A 15,793-nucleotide genomic window follows, 5' to 3' on the forward strand; every position below is an offset into this window, starting at 1 on the left:
AACATTTGATTTGAGGAAAAATCATTAACCGTGCCAGTTTGTAACGTTTTTTTTAATTAGTAGCCTCTATTATTTGAATTTTTTTACCATCCTGTACAAAAAACACCATCATCGCTGCGATAAACATAAATACGCCCCCCATTACCAAACCGTAAATTGCCTCACTATTAAACAGATTTTTGATAATCAAACTACTTGTAAGACTGCTCACTATCTGCGGAAAGGTTATAAAGAAATTAAATAAACCCATATAAACACCTATCTTTTTTGGTGGTATCGAGCTGGATAATATAGCGTAAGGCATTGCTAAAATACTTCCCCAGGCCAAACCTATGCCAACCATAGGCAATAGTAACAGATAATGATCCTGGATAAAAAATACAGATATTAAACCTATGCCTCCCATGGTTAATGAAAAAGCATGCGTTTTTTTACGGTTGAGTTTTTTAACTATCCACGGCAATGACAGGGCATAAAGAGCCGAAACTCCATTGTATACCCCAAACATGATCCCTACCCAACTGCTGGCTTTATTAAATGCCACTGACGCAGTATCATTGGATGGTAAATGATACACATGTGTAGCAATGGCGGGGGTTGTCCACACCCACATGGAAAACAATGCAAACCAGGAGAAAAATTGCACTAAACCCAACTGCTTCATGGTTTTAGGCATGTTCCATAAATCGTGCAAAAACTCCCTGATACCGCTTCTTTTAACTACTTCAACATCGGGTTCATGAAATTTGGCATACTCCTCTGGTGGGTATTCCTTTGTTTTTACTACTGTCCATACAATACAGCCTATTAATATTAAACCGCCTGCATAAAAGGAGTATAGTAAATTGTTGGGTACAATGCCTTCTGGCGCTACAGATGTTACATGGAACCAATTGGTTAATACCGATGGCAATACCGACCCCATAATGGCGCCCACGCCTATGAGGCAGGTTTGCATTGAAAACCCTGCGGTATGCTGGCTATCGGGTAAATTATCGGCCACCAAAGCTCTGAAGGGCTCCATAGCCACATTAAAGGATGCATCCATTAACATAAGCATACCCGCACCAACAATAATTGGCGGTATCAGGAATGCCAAACCGGATGAATTAGGTAAAAAGCATAGTGCCAGGCCGGATAATAGCGCGCCGGTTAAAAAATAAGGTCTGCGCCTGCCCAGTCGGTTCCAGGTCCTGTCACTGTAATGACCAATTATAGGCTGGATGATCATTCCTGTTAGTGGGGCTGCCAGCCAAAACAAGGATAAATTACCCACATCGGCACCAAAGGTTTGCAGTATACGGCTTGCATAACCGGTTTGCAAAGCAAAGCCAAACTGGATGCCTAAAAAGCCAAAACTCATGTTCCAGATTTGCCAGAAACTTAATCTTGGCTTTTGTAATATTTTATTCATTGGTTCAATTGGTTTATTGGTTCTTCGGTCTGAATCAGAATTTTCAGAATTAAAGAATTTCAGAATTATTTTTCGTGTTTAGTACTTGTCATATACCCTTATTTGGGCGCATACGACTAAGCAATAACAATAATTAGTTTAATATTTTCATTAATTTCTAAAGCCGGTCTATTCAAAATTCTCCCTATTCTAATATTCTGTAAATTCTGATTCTGACAATTAAAACTCCAGCATCAAGCCGCCGCTCGCCCCCACAGTTACCTCAACGCCGTTTTTAATATCACCGGTGCTGAATTTGCCGCCGCTCAGCAGATCGGTAAATTGCTTTTTGCCGTTTATGTTTAATTTATATAACAGGTCATCCGGGAGTTTTACATTGATTTTGCGCACTTCCCGGTTAAAATTGGTTATCACTAATATACGCTGATTATTGGTATACCGAAGATAAATGTACATCCGGGTATCAAAACCCGGTTGATGCTCATTAGCCATCATCAACTCATAAAATTCGCCGTTTTTAAGGGCTTCATTGTTGTGTACAGCGTTTAACAGCGTTTGGTAAAAACCCCGTAGGTTCTTTTGGTCGGTTGATAGTTTGCCGCCATCATAAGCACCATTGTTGATCCATTTCTGATGCTCGGGTACTCCCCAGTAATCAAAAATAGATGAGCGGCCATCATTACCGCTAAAACCTTCGTTACCAGCCCCCGGTTCGCCAACTTCCTGGCCAAAATAAATCATCACCGGCCCGGTGTTCAGGGTAGCGGTTACAATCATCCCCGGTACGGCCAGCCATGGGTTACCTGCAAAATCGGGCGAGGCAATGCGCTGCTCGTCATGATTTTCCATAAAGCGAAGCATGTGCTCATCAATACCCTTACTATCATGATTCCAAACACTGTTGATTCCCCAGGTGGTTGTGTTATGCTCATTACGGGTAAGGTTCCGGATGGTATCATACAAACCAACTTTATCGTACAGGTAATCAAAATGTCCTTTAAAAATATAATCGCTGTATTTTCCCTTATCATAAGCTTCGCCGATGAAAACAATGCCCGGATGCTCTGCTTTCATTTTAGGGATCACCCATGCCCAAAACTCGAGGGGTACCATCTCCACCATATCACAGCGAAAGCCATCCACACCTTTTTGGCTCCAATAGTGCAAAATATCATAAACCTTATTCCAAAGCGGAGGCACCGGATCAAAATGCCCACGACGATGATCCATGTAGTCGACCCCATAATTCAACTTCATGGTCTCGAACCAATCATTGATAGATGGCGACGCGCTGAACACGTCGTTACCTGTCGCCCTGGCTGGATTTTCATCAAATTTACCGTCTTTTAGCGGGCTTTTAAATTCATCACCACCGGGATTGTATCCCGAAGGAACAACAAATGGCTGCCCCGGCATATAGTAGAAATCGTTTTTGGCGCTAAAAGCCTGCGTTTTATCATCATCCTGTCCAAAATCACGAACACCGGCCGGCTTTACATCAGATGCATAGGTACGGGCAACGTGGTTTGGCACCAGGTCCATTAGTACCTTTAAGCCATTGGTATGGGTACGTTTAATTAGCGCTTCGTACTCACCTATGCGGTTTTTAACATCAACAGCCAAGTCGGGATCAATATCATAATAATCCTTAATAGCATAAGGCGAACCCGCGCGTCCTTTTACAATATCCGGGTCATCGGCTTTTATTCCAAAAGCCGAATAATCTGTCATGGTTGCATGCTCAATAACGCCGGTATACCAAACATAGGTAAATCCCATTTTTTTGATTTCCCGCAGGGCCTTATCGTTAATATCGTTCAGTTTACCAACGCCATTCTCTTCAATGGAGCCATTGGTTTTGTTGAGGGTTTTAGTGTTGCCAAAAAGACGTGGCAGTAACTGGTATATAATAAGTTTATGGTCTGTTTTAGATTCTTCCATTTTTTTTAATCTCCGGTGATGTTTTATCTGTGCAAACGAAATTAGCGGCATCATGAATATGAATACCGCTGTAAAACAGACAATAATTTTATTTTTTTTCATTATGCCTCAACCAATAATTCGCTATTGGGCTTTACCAACTGCTCCTTGCCGTAAACCGATACCGTGATTTCAACAGATGCAAGATTTTTGATCATTACACCCTCCTTGCTTACCTTGATATTCAGTAATGCCCCGCGGAAACCGATATGGAACGAGAACGATGCCCACTTCTCTGGTATAAACGGCTGGAAAAGCAATTTGCCATCCCGTACACGCATCCCCCCAAAACCTTCAACAACAGCCATCCAGGTGCCTGCCATTGATGTAATGTGGCAGCCATCTTCGGTATCGTTGTTATAATCGTCCAGATCTAAACGGGCGGTACGCAGGTAAAACTCATAGGCACGCGCCTCATCGCCCAGTTTGGCAGCCAATATAGCATGTACACATGGCGATAGTGATGATTCATGTACCGTACGGGGCTCATAATAATCAAAGTTTCTGCGGATGGTTTCTATATCATATTGGTCTTCAAAAAAGTAGATCCCCTGTAAAACGTCGGCCTGTTTGATATAGCATGAACGCAAAATCCTGTCCCAGCTCCATTTTTGGTTTAGTGGGCGATCTGTAGCGGGCAGATCTTTAACCAGTATCTGCTCTTTATCAAGATAGCCATCCTGCTGTAAAAACACCTGTTGCTTTGCATCGTAGCCATAGTACATTTTATCAATAATGTGGGTAAACCTCGAAGTTTCGGCAGCCTCATCAAAACTGATCTTGCTTACCAGCGCATTGTATTTGGCGCTATCTGCAGCTTTTACCTTATTAATAACTTCCATGGTATATTCCATACACCAGGTGGCCAGTTTGCTGGTATACCAGTTGTTGTTAACGTTGTTTTCGTACTCATTAGGCCCGGTTACACCCAGCATCACGTATTGCCCCTTATCCTGCGACCAGCTAACCCTTTGCGACCAGAACCTTGCTATCGCGATCAAAACCTCCAAACCATAATCGGCCAGGTAAGCTTCATCGGCAGTATAGCGCACATAGTTGAAAATGGCATATGCTATAGCACCATTACGGTGAATCTCCTCAAAAGTGATCTCCCATTCGTTATGGCATTCGGTGCCATCCATAGTAACCATTGGGTACAGAGCTGCACCGTTTTTAAAGCCCAACAGGGTCGCGTTTTCAATAGCCTTACCCAATTGCTTATAGCGGTATAAAAGAAGGTTACGGGTAACCTTTTGCGGTGCAGTTGACAAATAAAAAGGCACACAGTAAGCCTCGGTATCCCAATAAGTTGAGCCTCCGTATTTTTCGCCGGTAAAGCCTTTAGGACCAATATTTAAACGATCATCTTCGCCGGTATAAGTTTGGTTTAACTGGAAAATATTAAAACGGATAGCCTGCTGTGCAGATACATCCCCTTCTATGATGATATCGTTATGCTTCCATTTTTCGGCCCAGGCCGCTGCTTGTTCGGCCAGCATGGTATCAAAACCCTTGGCAGTGATGCGTTTTAATGTTAAAGCTAATTGTTCTACCAACTCTTCGGACTTGTAATTTTGTGAGGACAGGTTAGCCACATATTTTATAATGCTGATGCTTTGCCCCTGCTGTGCCTGTAATTCAATTTTTGAGGCAACGTATTTTTCTTTTTGGATAGATTCCGTTTTGGGTTGGATAGCCTCCCCATTTTGCACTATACTGAATTTCATGCCGGTTGCCACCTCGAAACCTGTTTTTTTGGTGCGCATTACAATGTAACCGCCGTCGGGCTGATTTTCTTTACTTATCTCGTCCCAAAATTTTTCATCGTAGTTGGAGTCCTTGTTCATCACATCACCGTCAATAGCCGGGGTAATGGTAATGGCACCGCTAAAATTTATGGGGGTGATGGTATAATTTATAGCAGCGGTTTCATCATCAACCATGCTGCAAAAGCGACATGCCTCCACCTCAACCTGCTTACCTGACGCGGTTTGTGCTGTAAAACTACGTTTCAGGTACCCTTCTTTCATGTTCAATTCCCTGCGAAAATTACTTACCGCGCATTTGGCCAGGTCAAGTTGCTCGCCATCAAGCACAATATCAATGATTGTCCAGTTGGCGGCGTTAAGTACTTTGGCAAAATATTCGGGGTATCCGTTCTTCCACCAGCCAACGCGGGTTTTATCGGGGTAATAAACTCCCGCAACGTAGTTACCCAACAAGGTTTCGCCGCTGTAAGCTTCCTCAAAATTTGCACGCTGGCCCATGCGGCCATTTCCTAAACTAAATATGCTCTCAGATATTTGATGATGATGCGGATCAAAGCTCTCTTCAATTATCTTCCATTCATCAACTTTAATATAGTCCTTCATTTAATTCCAATTGTAATAATGTTTAAGCCTTTACATGTCATTGCGAGCGCAGCGTGGCAATCGCGAACTTACAGAGCGGGCCTGCATGGTTCGCGGTTGCTTCGTCGTTCCTCCTCGCAATGACATATCGAGGCTCTATAATTTAAATAACTTATCTAACGTCATTTTATCCAGCCCGCTGATTACCAGATCGGCATCCAGTACGCCGGGCTGGCCTATGCCAACTACCTTCATACCGCCGGCTTTGGCTGCCTCAACACCTGCAATGGCATCCTCAAACACCACACATTCTTCGGGTTCAACGCTCAGCTCCTTTGCGCCCTGCAAAAACACTTCAGGATCTGGTTTAGCCTTGCTTACTTTGTTGCCATCAATAACGGCATCAAACAGGTTGGTAATCCCAATCTTGTTAAGTATGGTCATGGAGTTTTTGCTGGCCGATCCTAATGCTATTTTAATACCGGCTTTGCGGCAGATCTCTACAAACTTCTTAGCCCCGGGCAGTATCTCATCGGGTTTCATCTGGTTTACCATCTCCATATACCAGATATTTTTTTGGGTGGCCAGTACTTCCTGCTCCGCTGCGGTTTTAGTTACGCCACCCCAGCCCAAAATAAGTTCGAGCGAGCGCACACGGCTCACGCCTTTCAGCTGTTCGTTCTGATGCTCGGTAAAATCGAAGCCTAATGAGTTGGCCAGCCTTTTCCAGGCTTTATAATGATAAATGGCTGTATCTACAATTACACCATCCAGATCAAAAATGCAAGCTTTAATATTGTTCATTGTAACTTTTTAGATACATGGCTCAAAGCCACTAAGATATAATTTTTAATGAGTAACGCCCGGTAAAATTTCAAGCACTAATGTGGCTTTTCCTGGTATAGTAAGTTGCGCCAGATCAACCGGTTCGTCTGTAATCACATTGCGGGCTTTTTTAGCATCACCTATCCGTTCAAAGTATCTTTCGGTAGCGGTAGTTTGTTCTTTATCGCTGCTGTTGAATATAATCATCACCGTTTTTTGAGCATCATACCTAAAATATACATAGATGCCTTTCTCTGGTACAAACTGCATCATTTTGCCGGTTTGCAAAGCTGTTGTATTTTTACGGTAATTGGCCAGCTTGCTTACATAATCATAAGCTTCGTTTTCCTTTTTGCTGCGGCCATTGGCTGTAAACTTATTGTCCTTATCGCCCTTCCAGCCGCCGGCAAAATCTTCACGCACCAAACCGTCCGGATCTGAATAGTTTTTCATCAGGATCTCATCGCCATAATATAATTGAGGTACACCGCGCATAGTAAGCAGCATAGCCATGGCAGATTTGTACTTGGTAAAATCTTCTTTCACCATGGATAACAGGCGGCTCATATCATGGTTATCCATAAATATGGTGTTGCGGGTAGCATCCTGGTATAAAAAATCCTGAGCTATTACAGAGTATAAGCGACCAACACCATCCGTCCAGCCATCATTACCGTTTAAAGCTTCATAAATAGCATCTTTCAATACGCCATCGGTTACGCCCGGCAAGTGCGTGTCCATACCGCGGTTAACGGTATTTCCCTGTGTAAAAAATGCCTGGTTAGCCGCCGACCATACCAGCGTTTCGCCAAATATGGAAAGCTTAGGAAACTCGGCCTTAACATCCTGCGCCCACTTGGCCATATAAATGGGATCGTTATACGGGTAGGTATCCAAACGGAAACCATCTAAACCCGAATACTCTACCCACCAGATGTGGTTTTGGGTTAAATAATTTTGCACATAGGTATTATTCTGGTTCATATCGGCCATCCTGTGGTCGAACCAGCCGTCAGCCATTAGCTTACGATCCATCGGTGACGCATGCGGATCCATCACCGCGGCATCCCTGAAGTTTGATTTGGTATACTTTGGCCATTGGTGTACCCAGCTTTTCATCGGCATATCCATAATGGTATAGCCTTCTGTACCGGCGTGGTTATGAACAAGATCTTTGATAACCTTCAATCCCATTGCATGGCATTTTTCTACAAATTTTTTGTACAGGTCATTGGTACCGTAGCGTGGATCTATTTTATAATAATCAGTTACAGCATAGCCATGGTATGATGCATGTGGCTCATCGTTCTCAATTTCGGGGGTCAACCATATGGCGGTAACGCCCAAACCTTTTAAATAATCCAGGTGGTTCATGACACCCTGCAGGTCGCCACCGTGGCGGCTGTACATCGAATCGCGGTGAACACCTTTTTCGCGCATATTATCAAACGAGTCGTTGCTTTCGTCGCCGTTGGAGAAACGATCGGGCATGATCAAATAGATCAGATCCTTGCTGGTTACACCCTGCGCCCGGCCTGCTGATCTATCGCGATTTTTGAGCGCATATTCGTAAACAAGGTCCTTTTGACCGGCCTTTGTAAATTTTATCGGGAACGTTCCCGGACGTGCCGATGAAAAAATCTGCAGATCGAGGAATAAATAATTTGAATTTTCAACTTTGTGCACTGCTTTAAGCTTCACACCAGGGTAATTTAATACCACATTGCGGCCTGCAATATTATCGCCGTGAACAATTAACTGCAGGTTGGGGTTGCTCATGCCCACCCACCAAAACATGGGCTCTACACGCTCCAGGGCCGGTATTTGAGCCATTGTTCCCAATGCCAGCATTAAGCAGCAAAAGGTAAATAGTAAAGTTTTTTTCATATTTAACAGGTCAAAAAAAATAATTGGTTGCGTAACGGGTTTGTGACCAGTATCCGCGTTTCAAATTTATAATAAAAATGATTTGTTGTATGAAAAAGTTAAATATTATTAAAGGGGATAAATCAGCCATCAAAAAAAAATAATCTTATTTGGATTAATTATAAATAATAGCGACATTTGTACTATTATATGATTGCAACACTTAGCCCAACAACCCAATGGACCGATGTTTTTAAAACAGCAAAAGGAGCCGTTTATCAATGCGATGAAGAGCGCTGCTGGTATGTTGATTTTGCCGGGAAGGTTGCCAAATTTGATTACCGCTGTTTGCTAAAACTCCGTAAAGCAGTTTATCATATAGATATTGAACACGCCCTGTTAAACACCACCAAAGATCCTGATGTGGAGATCATTTTCATCTGCGCCTGCGATCATTGCTATGTTTTGTCCCTTTTACAGATCATCGCCCTTAAAGAAATTTTAGAAGGCACTTTTGTAATGCTGGAATTGAACCGCATCCTCCATGAACGGCTTTTTACTGTTTCCGTATAGTTATTTAGATTAAATTCATATTGTTTTAATATTGATCTAATTTGAATTTATAGCATTATTATTGTATATAATTCTGCTGTAGGTTCGAAAAACTCAATTTAACCCAATCATGAAAGATTTACTCCGCATAAAAAGCCTCATCTCTACCGAGATAGAAACGCTTTTAAACCAACAGGTAAAAAAAGAAGCATACTCATCATCAGTATACCTTTCAATGGCATCATGGTGCAACCGTAATGGTTATGATTTCTCATCCGACTACTTTTTTAAGCAAGCAGAAGAGGAAAGACTACACCAGTTAAAATTTTATAAATACATCCTTGATATGGGTGGCAATTCCATCTCTCCGGAAATTACCGGCATCAAACAGGAATATAACTCGTTTCGTGAAGTATTTGAGGAAGCTTTAGACCAGGAGATCAGCGTTACCAACGCTATCAAAAACATATATGCACGCTGCATGAAAGAGCAGGATTTTATAACCATGGAATTTTTAAACTGGTTCCTGAAAGAACAACGCGAAGAAGAGTATAAAGCACGCCGTGCACTGGAATTATTTGAAGTGATAGGTGAAGAAGGAACCGGCCGCTGGCAGATTGATAAACATGTTGGCGAAATAAAATATAACGCAGGGGCGTAACGCCCTATAAATCTTCCCCTAAGAGAAAGATTTGAAATAAAAAGTCCTTTTGCTGATTGCAGAAGGACTTTTTTTATTATCTCATTTGTTATCCTATGGGGAGCTATGATGTGTTGCAAAAAATTTTTTTGTCATCCTGAGCGATAGCGAAGGATCTATTTTCAGACTGTACAGGGCGAAGAGGCATGGCGTAAAATAGATGCTTCACTGCGTTCGAGAATGACAAGTTGTTGAACCCCAGACTTACGAAGTTTTAAAAACTTCGTAAGTCTTTCGCCGCTTCCTGTTCCCTCAGGGTCTCCTTGAAAAGGGACCCTGAGGCCGCTTGCTAAGGTATATACCATGCATATTTGACCTGCATGGCGCCTCAGGGTCCTCCTTTGGAGAGACCCTGAGAGGACGAAAAAGTCCTTTTGCTGATTGCAGAAGGACTTTTTTTATTATCTCATGTGTCGTCCTATTGGGACCTATGATCTATTTGCAAAAATTTTTTGTCATCCTTGAACGATAGTGGAGGATGACATATTGTTTCATATCTGGCAATCGACTCTGTATGCTGGCAACGACTCACCCCGCCAGCGCTTTGCGCGGCACCCCTCTCTTCGGCTTCGCCGGAAAGAGGGGAAAAAGCTAATTTTAAATTTCCAACTCCCTCTTTCCAACGAAGTTGAAGAGAGGGATGTCAAACGTAGCGATGACAGGGTGAGTCTTAACCTCGGTTAGTTTACGTCTTTCCCCGTTCAGCGGTTCGCGAAACTTTATCGTTCAGGACGACAAACCTTTTAAAACGTTATTTCTACTCTATTAAATCCATCAGCTTCAATACATCTTTGGCCCTGTATTCACTTAGCCAGGTATTGCCGGGTTGGATACTGCAAACGGGGGCAAATTTACATCTGTCCGTACATTCCGTTTCTATTACTTCAATTTCTTCTTTTCCGTGGTGATGTTTAATGTATGATTTGGCAAGTTTATACATTTCCTTACCGCCTCTTTTGCCGCATTTACTCCCGGTGCATACATACAGTACCTTATCGGGTATTGTGAACTTACTCATATGAGGTATGTTATTACAATGTTAAGCTATAACAAAGTTAAAACAATAAAGTTCCATTAAAGTAATCTGAATCAGCGATTTGTCTAATTATCGTAATTTCGATGCCTCCTGATACAAATCCATGATTTGTGCAGGCCTATCTTACTTATTTGTTAAAAGCTTAGCCTTTATCAATTTGGCCGCCTTGGTATAGCCACCTTCGGCCCCGTCAACAAAATGAATATGGCCATCGTCCCAATCCCGTACGTAACATGACATTACGGATTCCCTGCTTACATGAAAACCGTAGTACAATTCTCCATCGTTTTCCAGTTTGTTTAAAGCATCCTGCAATTGCCTGCGCTGGGCTGAAGTGCCGGTTATAACCGTATTTATTTTACCATCTATCACCAGTGTATCAGACATTTCTACCAGAATAGTGCTTTCCCTTTTCGGTGCGGAAATAAATAAACCCGTATAAATTGATCAACCACGTTTGCATTAGCTCAAAAAAGCGAACGTTGCCCATCCTTACCCTTAGCTCTGTCTCAATCCTGTCAAAGGTTGTTTTAAGTCGCAGTTTGGCTACCGAAATAGGTTGTCGTTTTTTGGGATCGCCGTAAATCTCGTCAATATAGCACATTACTTTTCTAAAAACATCGGCCTGCCCGCCTTCATGCGCCGCCACAACCAATAATGACAGAACCTCGTGGCTGTTCTGCGGCGGGGCAATTGCGTCCCAGCGGCATTGCATCCCCGTTAAGTCAACCTCCCCAAATTGCGCGGCATAGTTCTGTGCAACTTCATTGCCTTTAATCAGCTTTTCGGCGAAACTTAAACCGTTTCCCAAAACAATCGGAATAGAAAATACTTCGGACATGCAAAACTTGGTTATCCGCAGTTTATATCCCTGCTCATAAACCTGTTTAACAGGTACCGTACCTGTACGTAGCTCCATTTCAAAATTTGTCATCGTGTTATCCTTGTACAAAAGCAAGGCACTCATAACAGTGTTGATAATTGAAGAGGGCACCAGGAACGTTGCGCCATCCCCGCCAAAGAAAAAAGGAACGGTTATACGGGCCTTTAAAGCAATGTTAAGTACAGATATGATACTACCCGTAGCAATAAGGTTTACGTTTTGCGATCCGCCCTCGAGCACGGCAAGGGTTGAGTTTTTAATATCGGTAATAACAACGTGCCAATCATTAGGAACATCCATAAAGAGCTCCTCTTTAATAAAAAGCTCGCCGAGGGGCATGTTGTTAACCAGGAGGTTACCGTAAAAGTGATCGTTATTTGCCAACATGGATTTATAACTACATTTATAAAACTATGATTATAACCAATTGAACCTAAACACTAAATTACCTTTTTGACAGCGAATATTATTGATTTTTTATAATTACAAAAGCCAATTAAGCCGGGATCAAAAAAAATAAAAAATATTTGCGCAAGCCATCAGTTACCCATAAACTTGATAGCCCACAATTAAATTTTTTAAACCTTTTTAAACCAAAAACATAAGGCCAAATAACATGAAAGCTATTGAAATTATCTCCATCCCGGTTACTGATCAGTTAAAGGCGAGGGATTTTTACCTCCAACTCGGTTTCGAAGTCCTGGTTGAAGCGCCTTTTGGTCCCGGTGAATCACAATGGATCCAGATGGCCTATCCAGGCTCGGCGGTTTCCATTACATTGGTCAACTGGTTTCCCGAAATGAAGGCCGGTAGCACCCGCGGTCTGGTGATTAAAACAGACAACCTTAACGCCGATATAGCAGATCTTACGGCTAAAGGCATCGAATTAGGCAAAGTGGATGAAACACCATGGGGCAAATTCCTCGCCATCAAAGATCCGGACGGGAATGTGGTAAGTTTGCATGGGGATAGATAAATGTGCAGGTGTTGTCTGAACCGGAATTTATCGAATTAAGGAATTAACAGAATTCTAAAAATTCGTAAATTCAATAAATTCCGGTTCAGACAAAATTATTTGCACATCTGAAATCTGAAACTTGCACATCTAATTTTAATCTGCACATTTGTAACAGATGTTAAAAAAGTACTCCTCCCTCCTCCTCCTGATCATTCTTTTTACCCTGTGGGGTTGTAACCGCAAACCCGATAATTTATATAAAGTTGTAAAAATTAAAGATGGCGACACCATCGGTTTACTCAGCAGTGATAACCAGGAAATGACCGTCAGGCTGGCCGAGGTTGATTGCCCTGAAAAAACACAAGCATTTGGGCAGGCAGCTAAAAAGTTCACCTCGGATATTTGCTTTGGAAAGTATGTGAAGCTAATTGGCAATGTACATGACCGTTATGGCCGCACTGTAGCCCTGGTAATTTTGGAGGATGGTACTAATGTAAATTATGCATTGGTAAAAAATGGTTTCGCCTGGCAATACAAGCAATATTCACAAAGTGCTGACCTTGCAAGGTTGGAACAACAAGCCAGGGAAAGCAAACTTGGCCTGTGGCTGGATGCCAATCCAACACCCCCATGGGAATACAGACGCGAAAAAAAATCGGGCAACCGTGCAACCAAACCCGATAGCCTGCAAAATAAACCTAAAAAACATTACAGGAAGCGCAAACCAAAGCTTGAAGAAGTATATTAAAACGCTAACTTTATAGGCGATATCTCCCTAAACTGATGAAGTTTATAAAAGCATTTTTATCAATTGCCCTTACGTTAGCCCTTATTTGGGTGCTACAAACAAAATTTGGTCCGGTACCCCCTTTGGGTAAATTTTTAAGTCCGGCAGATGGCTTTTGGCAAAACGCCGAGAGCAAGCATATTTTAACTACCAATAAGTTAAACCTGCCAGGCCTGCAGGATGAGGTAACTATTAAGTACGATGAGAACCGCATCCCGCACATATTTGCCAAAAACGAGCATGACCTGTATTATGCGCAAGGTTATGTAACCGCAACCGATCGGCTTTGGCAAATGGATATTCAAACCCGTAGCGCGGCCGGACGATTGGCAGAAGTTGCCGGTCCTCAGGCATTGGAAATAGACCGTTACCACCGCCGCATGGGCATGGTTTATGGCGCCGAAAAAACACTGAAAGCCATGATGCGCGATAAGCCAATAGCTGATATAATAACAGCTTACACTGAAGGTGTAAACGCTTATATACACCAGCTTGGTCCGCGGCAATACCCGCTTGAATTTAAGTTACTGGATTATGCCCCGGAAGATTTTAAACCCATCAACTGTGCATTTTTATTGAAGCTGATGTCAGAAACATTGGCAGGCGGCTCAAACGAGTTTGCCATGAGCAATATATTGAAGCACTTTGGAGCTAACGCCACCAATGACCTTTTCCCTGATTACCCGATGAGGGAAGACCCTATCATCCCGGTAGGCACCAAATGGAGCTTTAAACCATTACCTATTCCAAAACCATCTGCCAGCTTTTTAGCGTCAATGAATGATAGTGCCCGGCGGGCGGTAAAAGAAGAAGGTATAGGCAGCAATAACTGGGCGGTTGCCGGCAGTAAAACAGCCAACGGTTATCCTATTTTGGCCAATGACCCGCACTTGAATTTAACCTACCCATCCATCTGGTTCCAGGTACAGCTTTCTGCACCGGGTATAAATGTTTACGGGGTAAGTTTACCGGGTGCGCCTTGCGTTATCCTTGGTTTTAATAATAACATCAGCTGGGGTATTACCAATGTTGACGCAGATGTGCTGGATTGGTACCAGGTTAAATTTAAGGATGATAAAAAGAACGAATACTGGTATAATAACCAATGGAACAAAACCAGCCGAAGGGTTGAGGTGATCGGCATCCGTGGCCAAAAACCATTATATGATACCGTTATTTATACCCACCACGGCCCTGTAGTTTATGAGGATAAAAGTAAAACCACAGCGCACACACCAGATTTTGTTCCGGTTGGCGACGCGTTAAGGTGGATAGCGCATGATGAATCGGACGAGCTGATGACCATGTACATCCTGAACAAGGGTAAAAACTATGATGATTACCGCAAAGCGCTTACCTATTTTAATGCCCCGGCATCAAACTTTGTATTTGCCAGCAGGGACAATGATATCGCTATTACTCCTAACGGGAAATTCCCGCTGAAGTTTAAAGACCAAGGGAAATTCATTTTGGATGGCAGCGACCCATCAAACGACTGGCATGGCTGGATCCCCTTTGACCAAAACCCTACCGTTAAAAATCCGCCGAGGGGATTTGTGAGCTCGGCAAATCAATCATCAACAGATCAAACTTATCCTTATTACATCAATTGGTCGTTTGCGCCATACCAGCGCGGTAAACGCATTAATGACCGGCTTAGCGTAATGCAAAAAGCCACAGTTGATAGCATGCGTATTTTGCAAACCGATGTATACAGCATACGGGCACAGGACATCATGCCGGCAATGTTGAAATATGTTGATGCATCAAAGCTTGATCAAACACAACTTGCCGCTTTAAACGCTGTAAAAACATGGGATAAAAACTTTTCTGTTAACTCTATTGGTGCAACTATTTTTAGTAACTGGTGGCTTAAGGTTTATGATACGATATGGAGTGATGATTTTGCTACGAAAAACTTGCAGGCCAATTACCCGTCGATGGATCGGACCGAAAAACTGATCCTGCAGGAACCCAATTCAAAATGGTTTGATGATATCCGTACCCCGGCAAAAGAAACATGCATCGATATTATCAACAATGCGTTTACAAGTACCATTGACGATCTGACACATAAATATGGCAAACCCGGCAAAAGCTGGCGATGGGGATCCGTTAAAAAAATGGAGATCTCGCATCTTACCAACCAGGAAGCATTAAGCTCCGGAAATTTTGCATCGGGCGGTACCGGCTCAACGGTTAACGCGTTGAACAACGGGCATGGTCCATCATGGCGTATGGTGGTACAAATGGGACCAACAGTAAAAGGATATGGTATTTTACCGGGCGGAGAAAGTGGCAACCCAGGCAGTTTTTATTATGATGATATGCTAAAAACCTGGCAAAACGGGCAGCTTAAAGAACTGCTTTTCATGCAATCTGCAGATGAAAAATCAAATCGCATCAAAACAACCTTAACCATTAGCAACAAAAAATAAAGA

General features: G+C 42.7%; 11 protein-coding genes and 1 pseudogene. 5 read left to right on the forward strand and 7 right to left on the reverse strand.

All coding sequences use genetic code 11. From position 1 onward, the window contains the following. Positions 1-52: 52 nt before the first annotated feature. The 5 genes from AC1D0K_RS22960 to AC1D0K_RS22980 all read right to left on the reverse strand — a co-directional run bounded on the left by AC1D0K_RS22960 (position 53) and on the right by AC1D0K_RS22980 (position 8,457). Positions 53-1,483: an MFS transporter gene (locus AC1D0K_RS22960; protein ID WP_477441438.1), complete on the reverse strand. Its 1,431-nt coding sequence runs from the start codon at positions 1,481-1,483 to the stop codon at positions 53-55. 150 nt (positions 1,484-1,633) lie between these two features. Continuing rightward, entirely contained in the window at positions 1,634-3,355 is a 1,722-nt protein-coding gene (locus AC1D0K_RS22965) for an alpha-amylase family glycosyl hydrolase (RefSeq protein ID WP_477396675.1), read from the reverse strand. A gap of 101 nt (positions 3,356-3,456) precedes the next feature. Beyond that, the gene (locus AC1D0K_RS22970) at positions 3,457-5,766 is read right to left on the reverse strand and encodes a glycoside hydrolase family 65 protein (RefSeq protein WP_477396673.1); all 2,310 of its coding nucleotides are present in this window, start codon (positions 5,764-5,766) and stop codon (positions 3,457-3,459) included. Positions 5,767-5,901: 135 nt separating this feature from the next. Next, the gene (gene pgmB / locus AC1D0K_RS22975) at positions 5,902-6,549 is read right to left on the reverse strand and encodes a beta-phosphoglucomutase (RefSeq protein ID WP_477396671.1); all 648 of its coding nucleotides are present in this window, start codon (positions 6,547-6,549) and stop codon (positions 5,902-5,904) included. 45 nt (positions 6,550-6,594) lie between these two features. Continuing rightward, on the reverse strand, positions 6,595-8,457 hold the full coding sequence (locus tag AC1D0K_RS22980; RefSeq protein WP_477441422.1) for a glycoside hydrolase family 13 protein: 1,863 nt from the start codon (positions 8,455-8,457) through the stop codon (positions 6,595-6,597). Between the two features lie 189 nt (positions 8,458-8,646). Here AC1D0K_RS22980 and AC1D0K_RS22985 point away from each other — a divergent pair, with 189 nt between their 5' ends. Further along, positions 8,647-9,009 carry a hypothetical protein gene (locus AC1D0K_RS22985; protein WP_477396667.1) on the forward strand — a complete coding sequence of 121 codons (363 nt, stop codon included), beginning with the start codon at positions 8,647-8,649 and terminating at the stop codon, positions 9,007-9,009. Between the two features lie 109 nt (positions 9,010-9,118). Beyond that, complete coding sequence (locus AC1D0K_RS22990; protein ID WP_295714047.1) at positions 9,119-9,649, forward strand: ferritin; 531 nt, start codon at positions 9,119-9,121, stop codon at positions 9,647-9,649. A 796-nt stretch (positions 9,650-10,445) separates the two neighbouring features. On the opposite strand, the gene AC1D0K_RS22995 is transcribed toward AC1D0K_RS22990, so the two are convergent. Both AC1D0K_RS22995 and AC1D0K_RS23000 read right to left on the reverse strand, forming a co-directional pair. After that, a complete protein-coding gene (locus AC1D0K_RS22995) occupies positions 10,446-10,706 on the reverse strand; it encodes a (2Fe-2S) ferredoxin domain-containing protein (RefSeq protein WP_295714049.1) in 261 nt (86 codons plus the stop codon). A 141-nt stretch (positions 10,707-10,847) separates the two neighbouring features. Further along, positions 10,848-11,994: pseudogene (locus tag AC1D0K_RS23000) on the reverse strand (DUF3095 family protein). Positions 11,995-12,223: 229 nt separating this feature from the next. On the opposite strand from AC1D0K_RS23000, the gene AC1D0K_RS23005 reads away from it, so the two are divergent. The 3 genes from AC1D0K_RS23005 (at position 12,224) to AC1D0K_RS23015 (ending at position 15,790) form a co-directional block, all read left to right on the forward strand. Next, the gene (locus AC1D0K_RS23005) at positions 12,224-12,583 is read left to right on the forward strand and encodes a VOC family protein (RefSeq protein WP_477392542.1); all 360 of its coding nucleotides are present in this window, start codon (positions 12,224-12,226) and stop codon (positions 12,581-12,583) included. 157 nt (positions 12,584-12,740) lie between these two features. Then, positions 12,741-13,313: a thermonuclease family protein gene (locus AC1D0K_RS23010; RefSeq protein ID WP_477392540.1), complete on the forward strand. Its 573-nt coding sequence runs from the start codon at positions 12,741-12,743 to the stop codon at positions 13,311-13,313. Between the two features lie 35 nt (positions 13,314-13,348). Further along, complete coding sequence (locus AC1D0K_RS23015) at positions 13,349-15,790, forward strand: penicillin acylase family protein (protein WP_477392538.1); 2,442 nt, start codon at positions 13,349-13,351, stop codon at positions 15,788-15,790. The last annotated feature ends 3 nt before the right edge of the window (positions 15,791-15,793 follow it).

The organism is Mucilaginibacter sp. P1_A3, assembly GCF_056406855.1.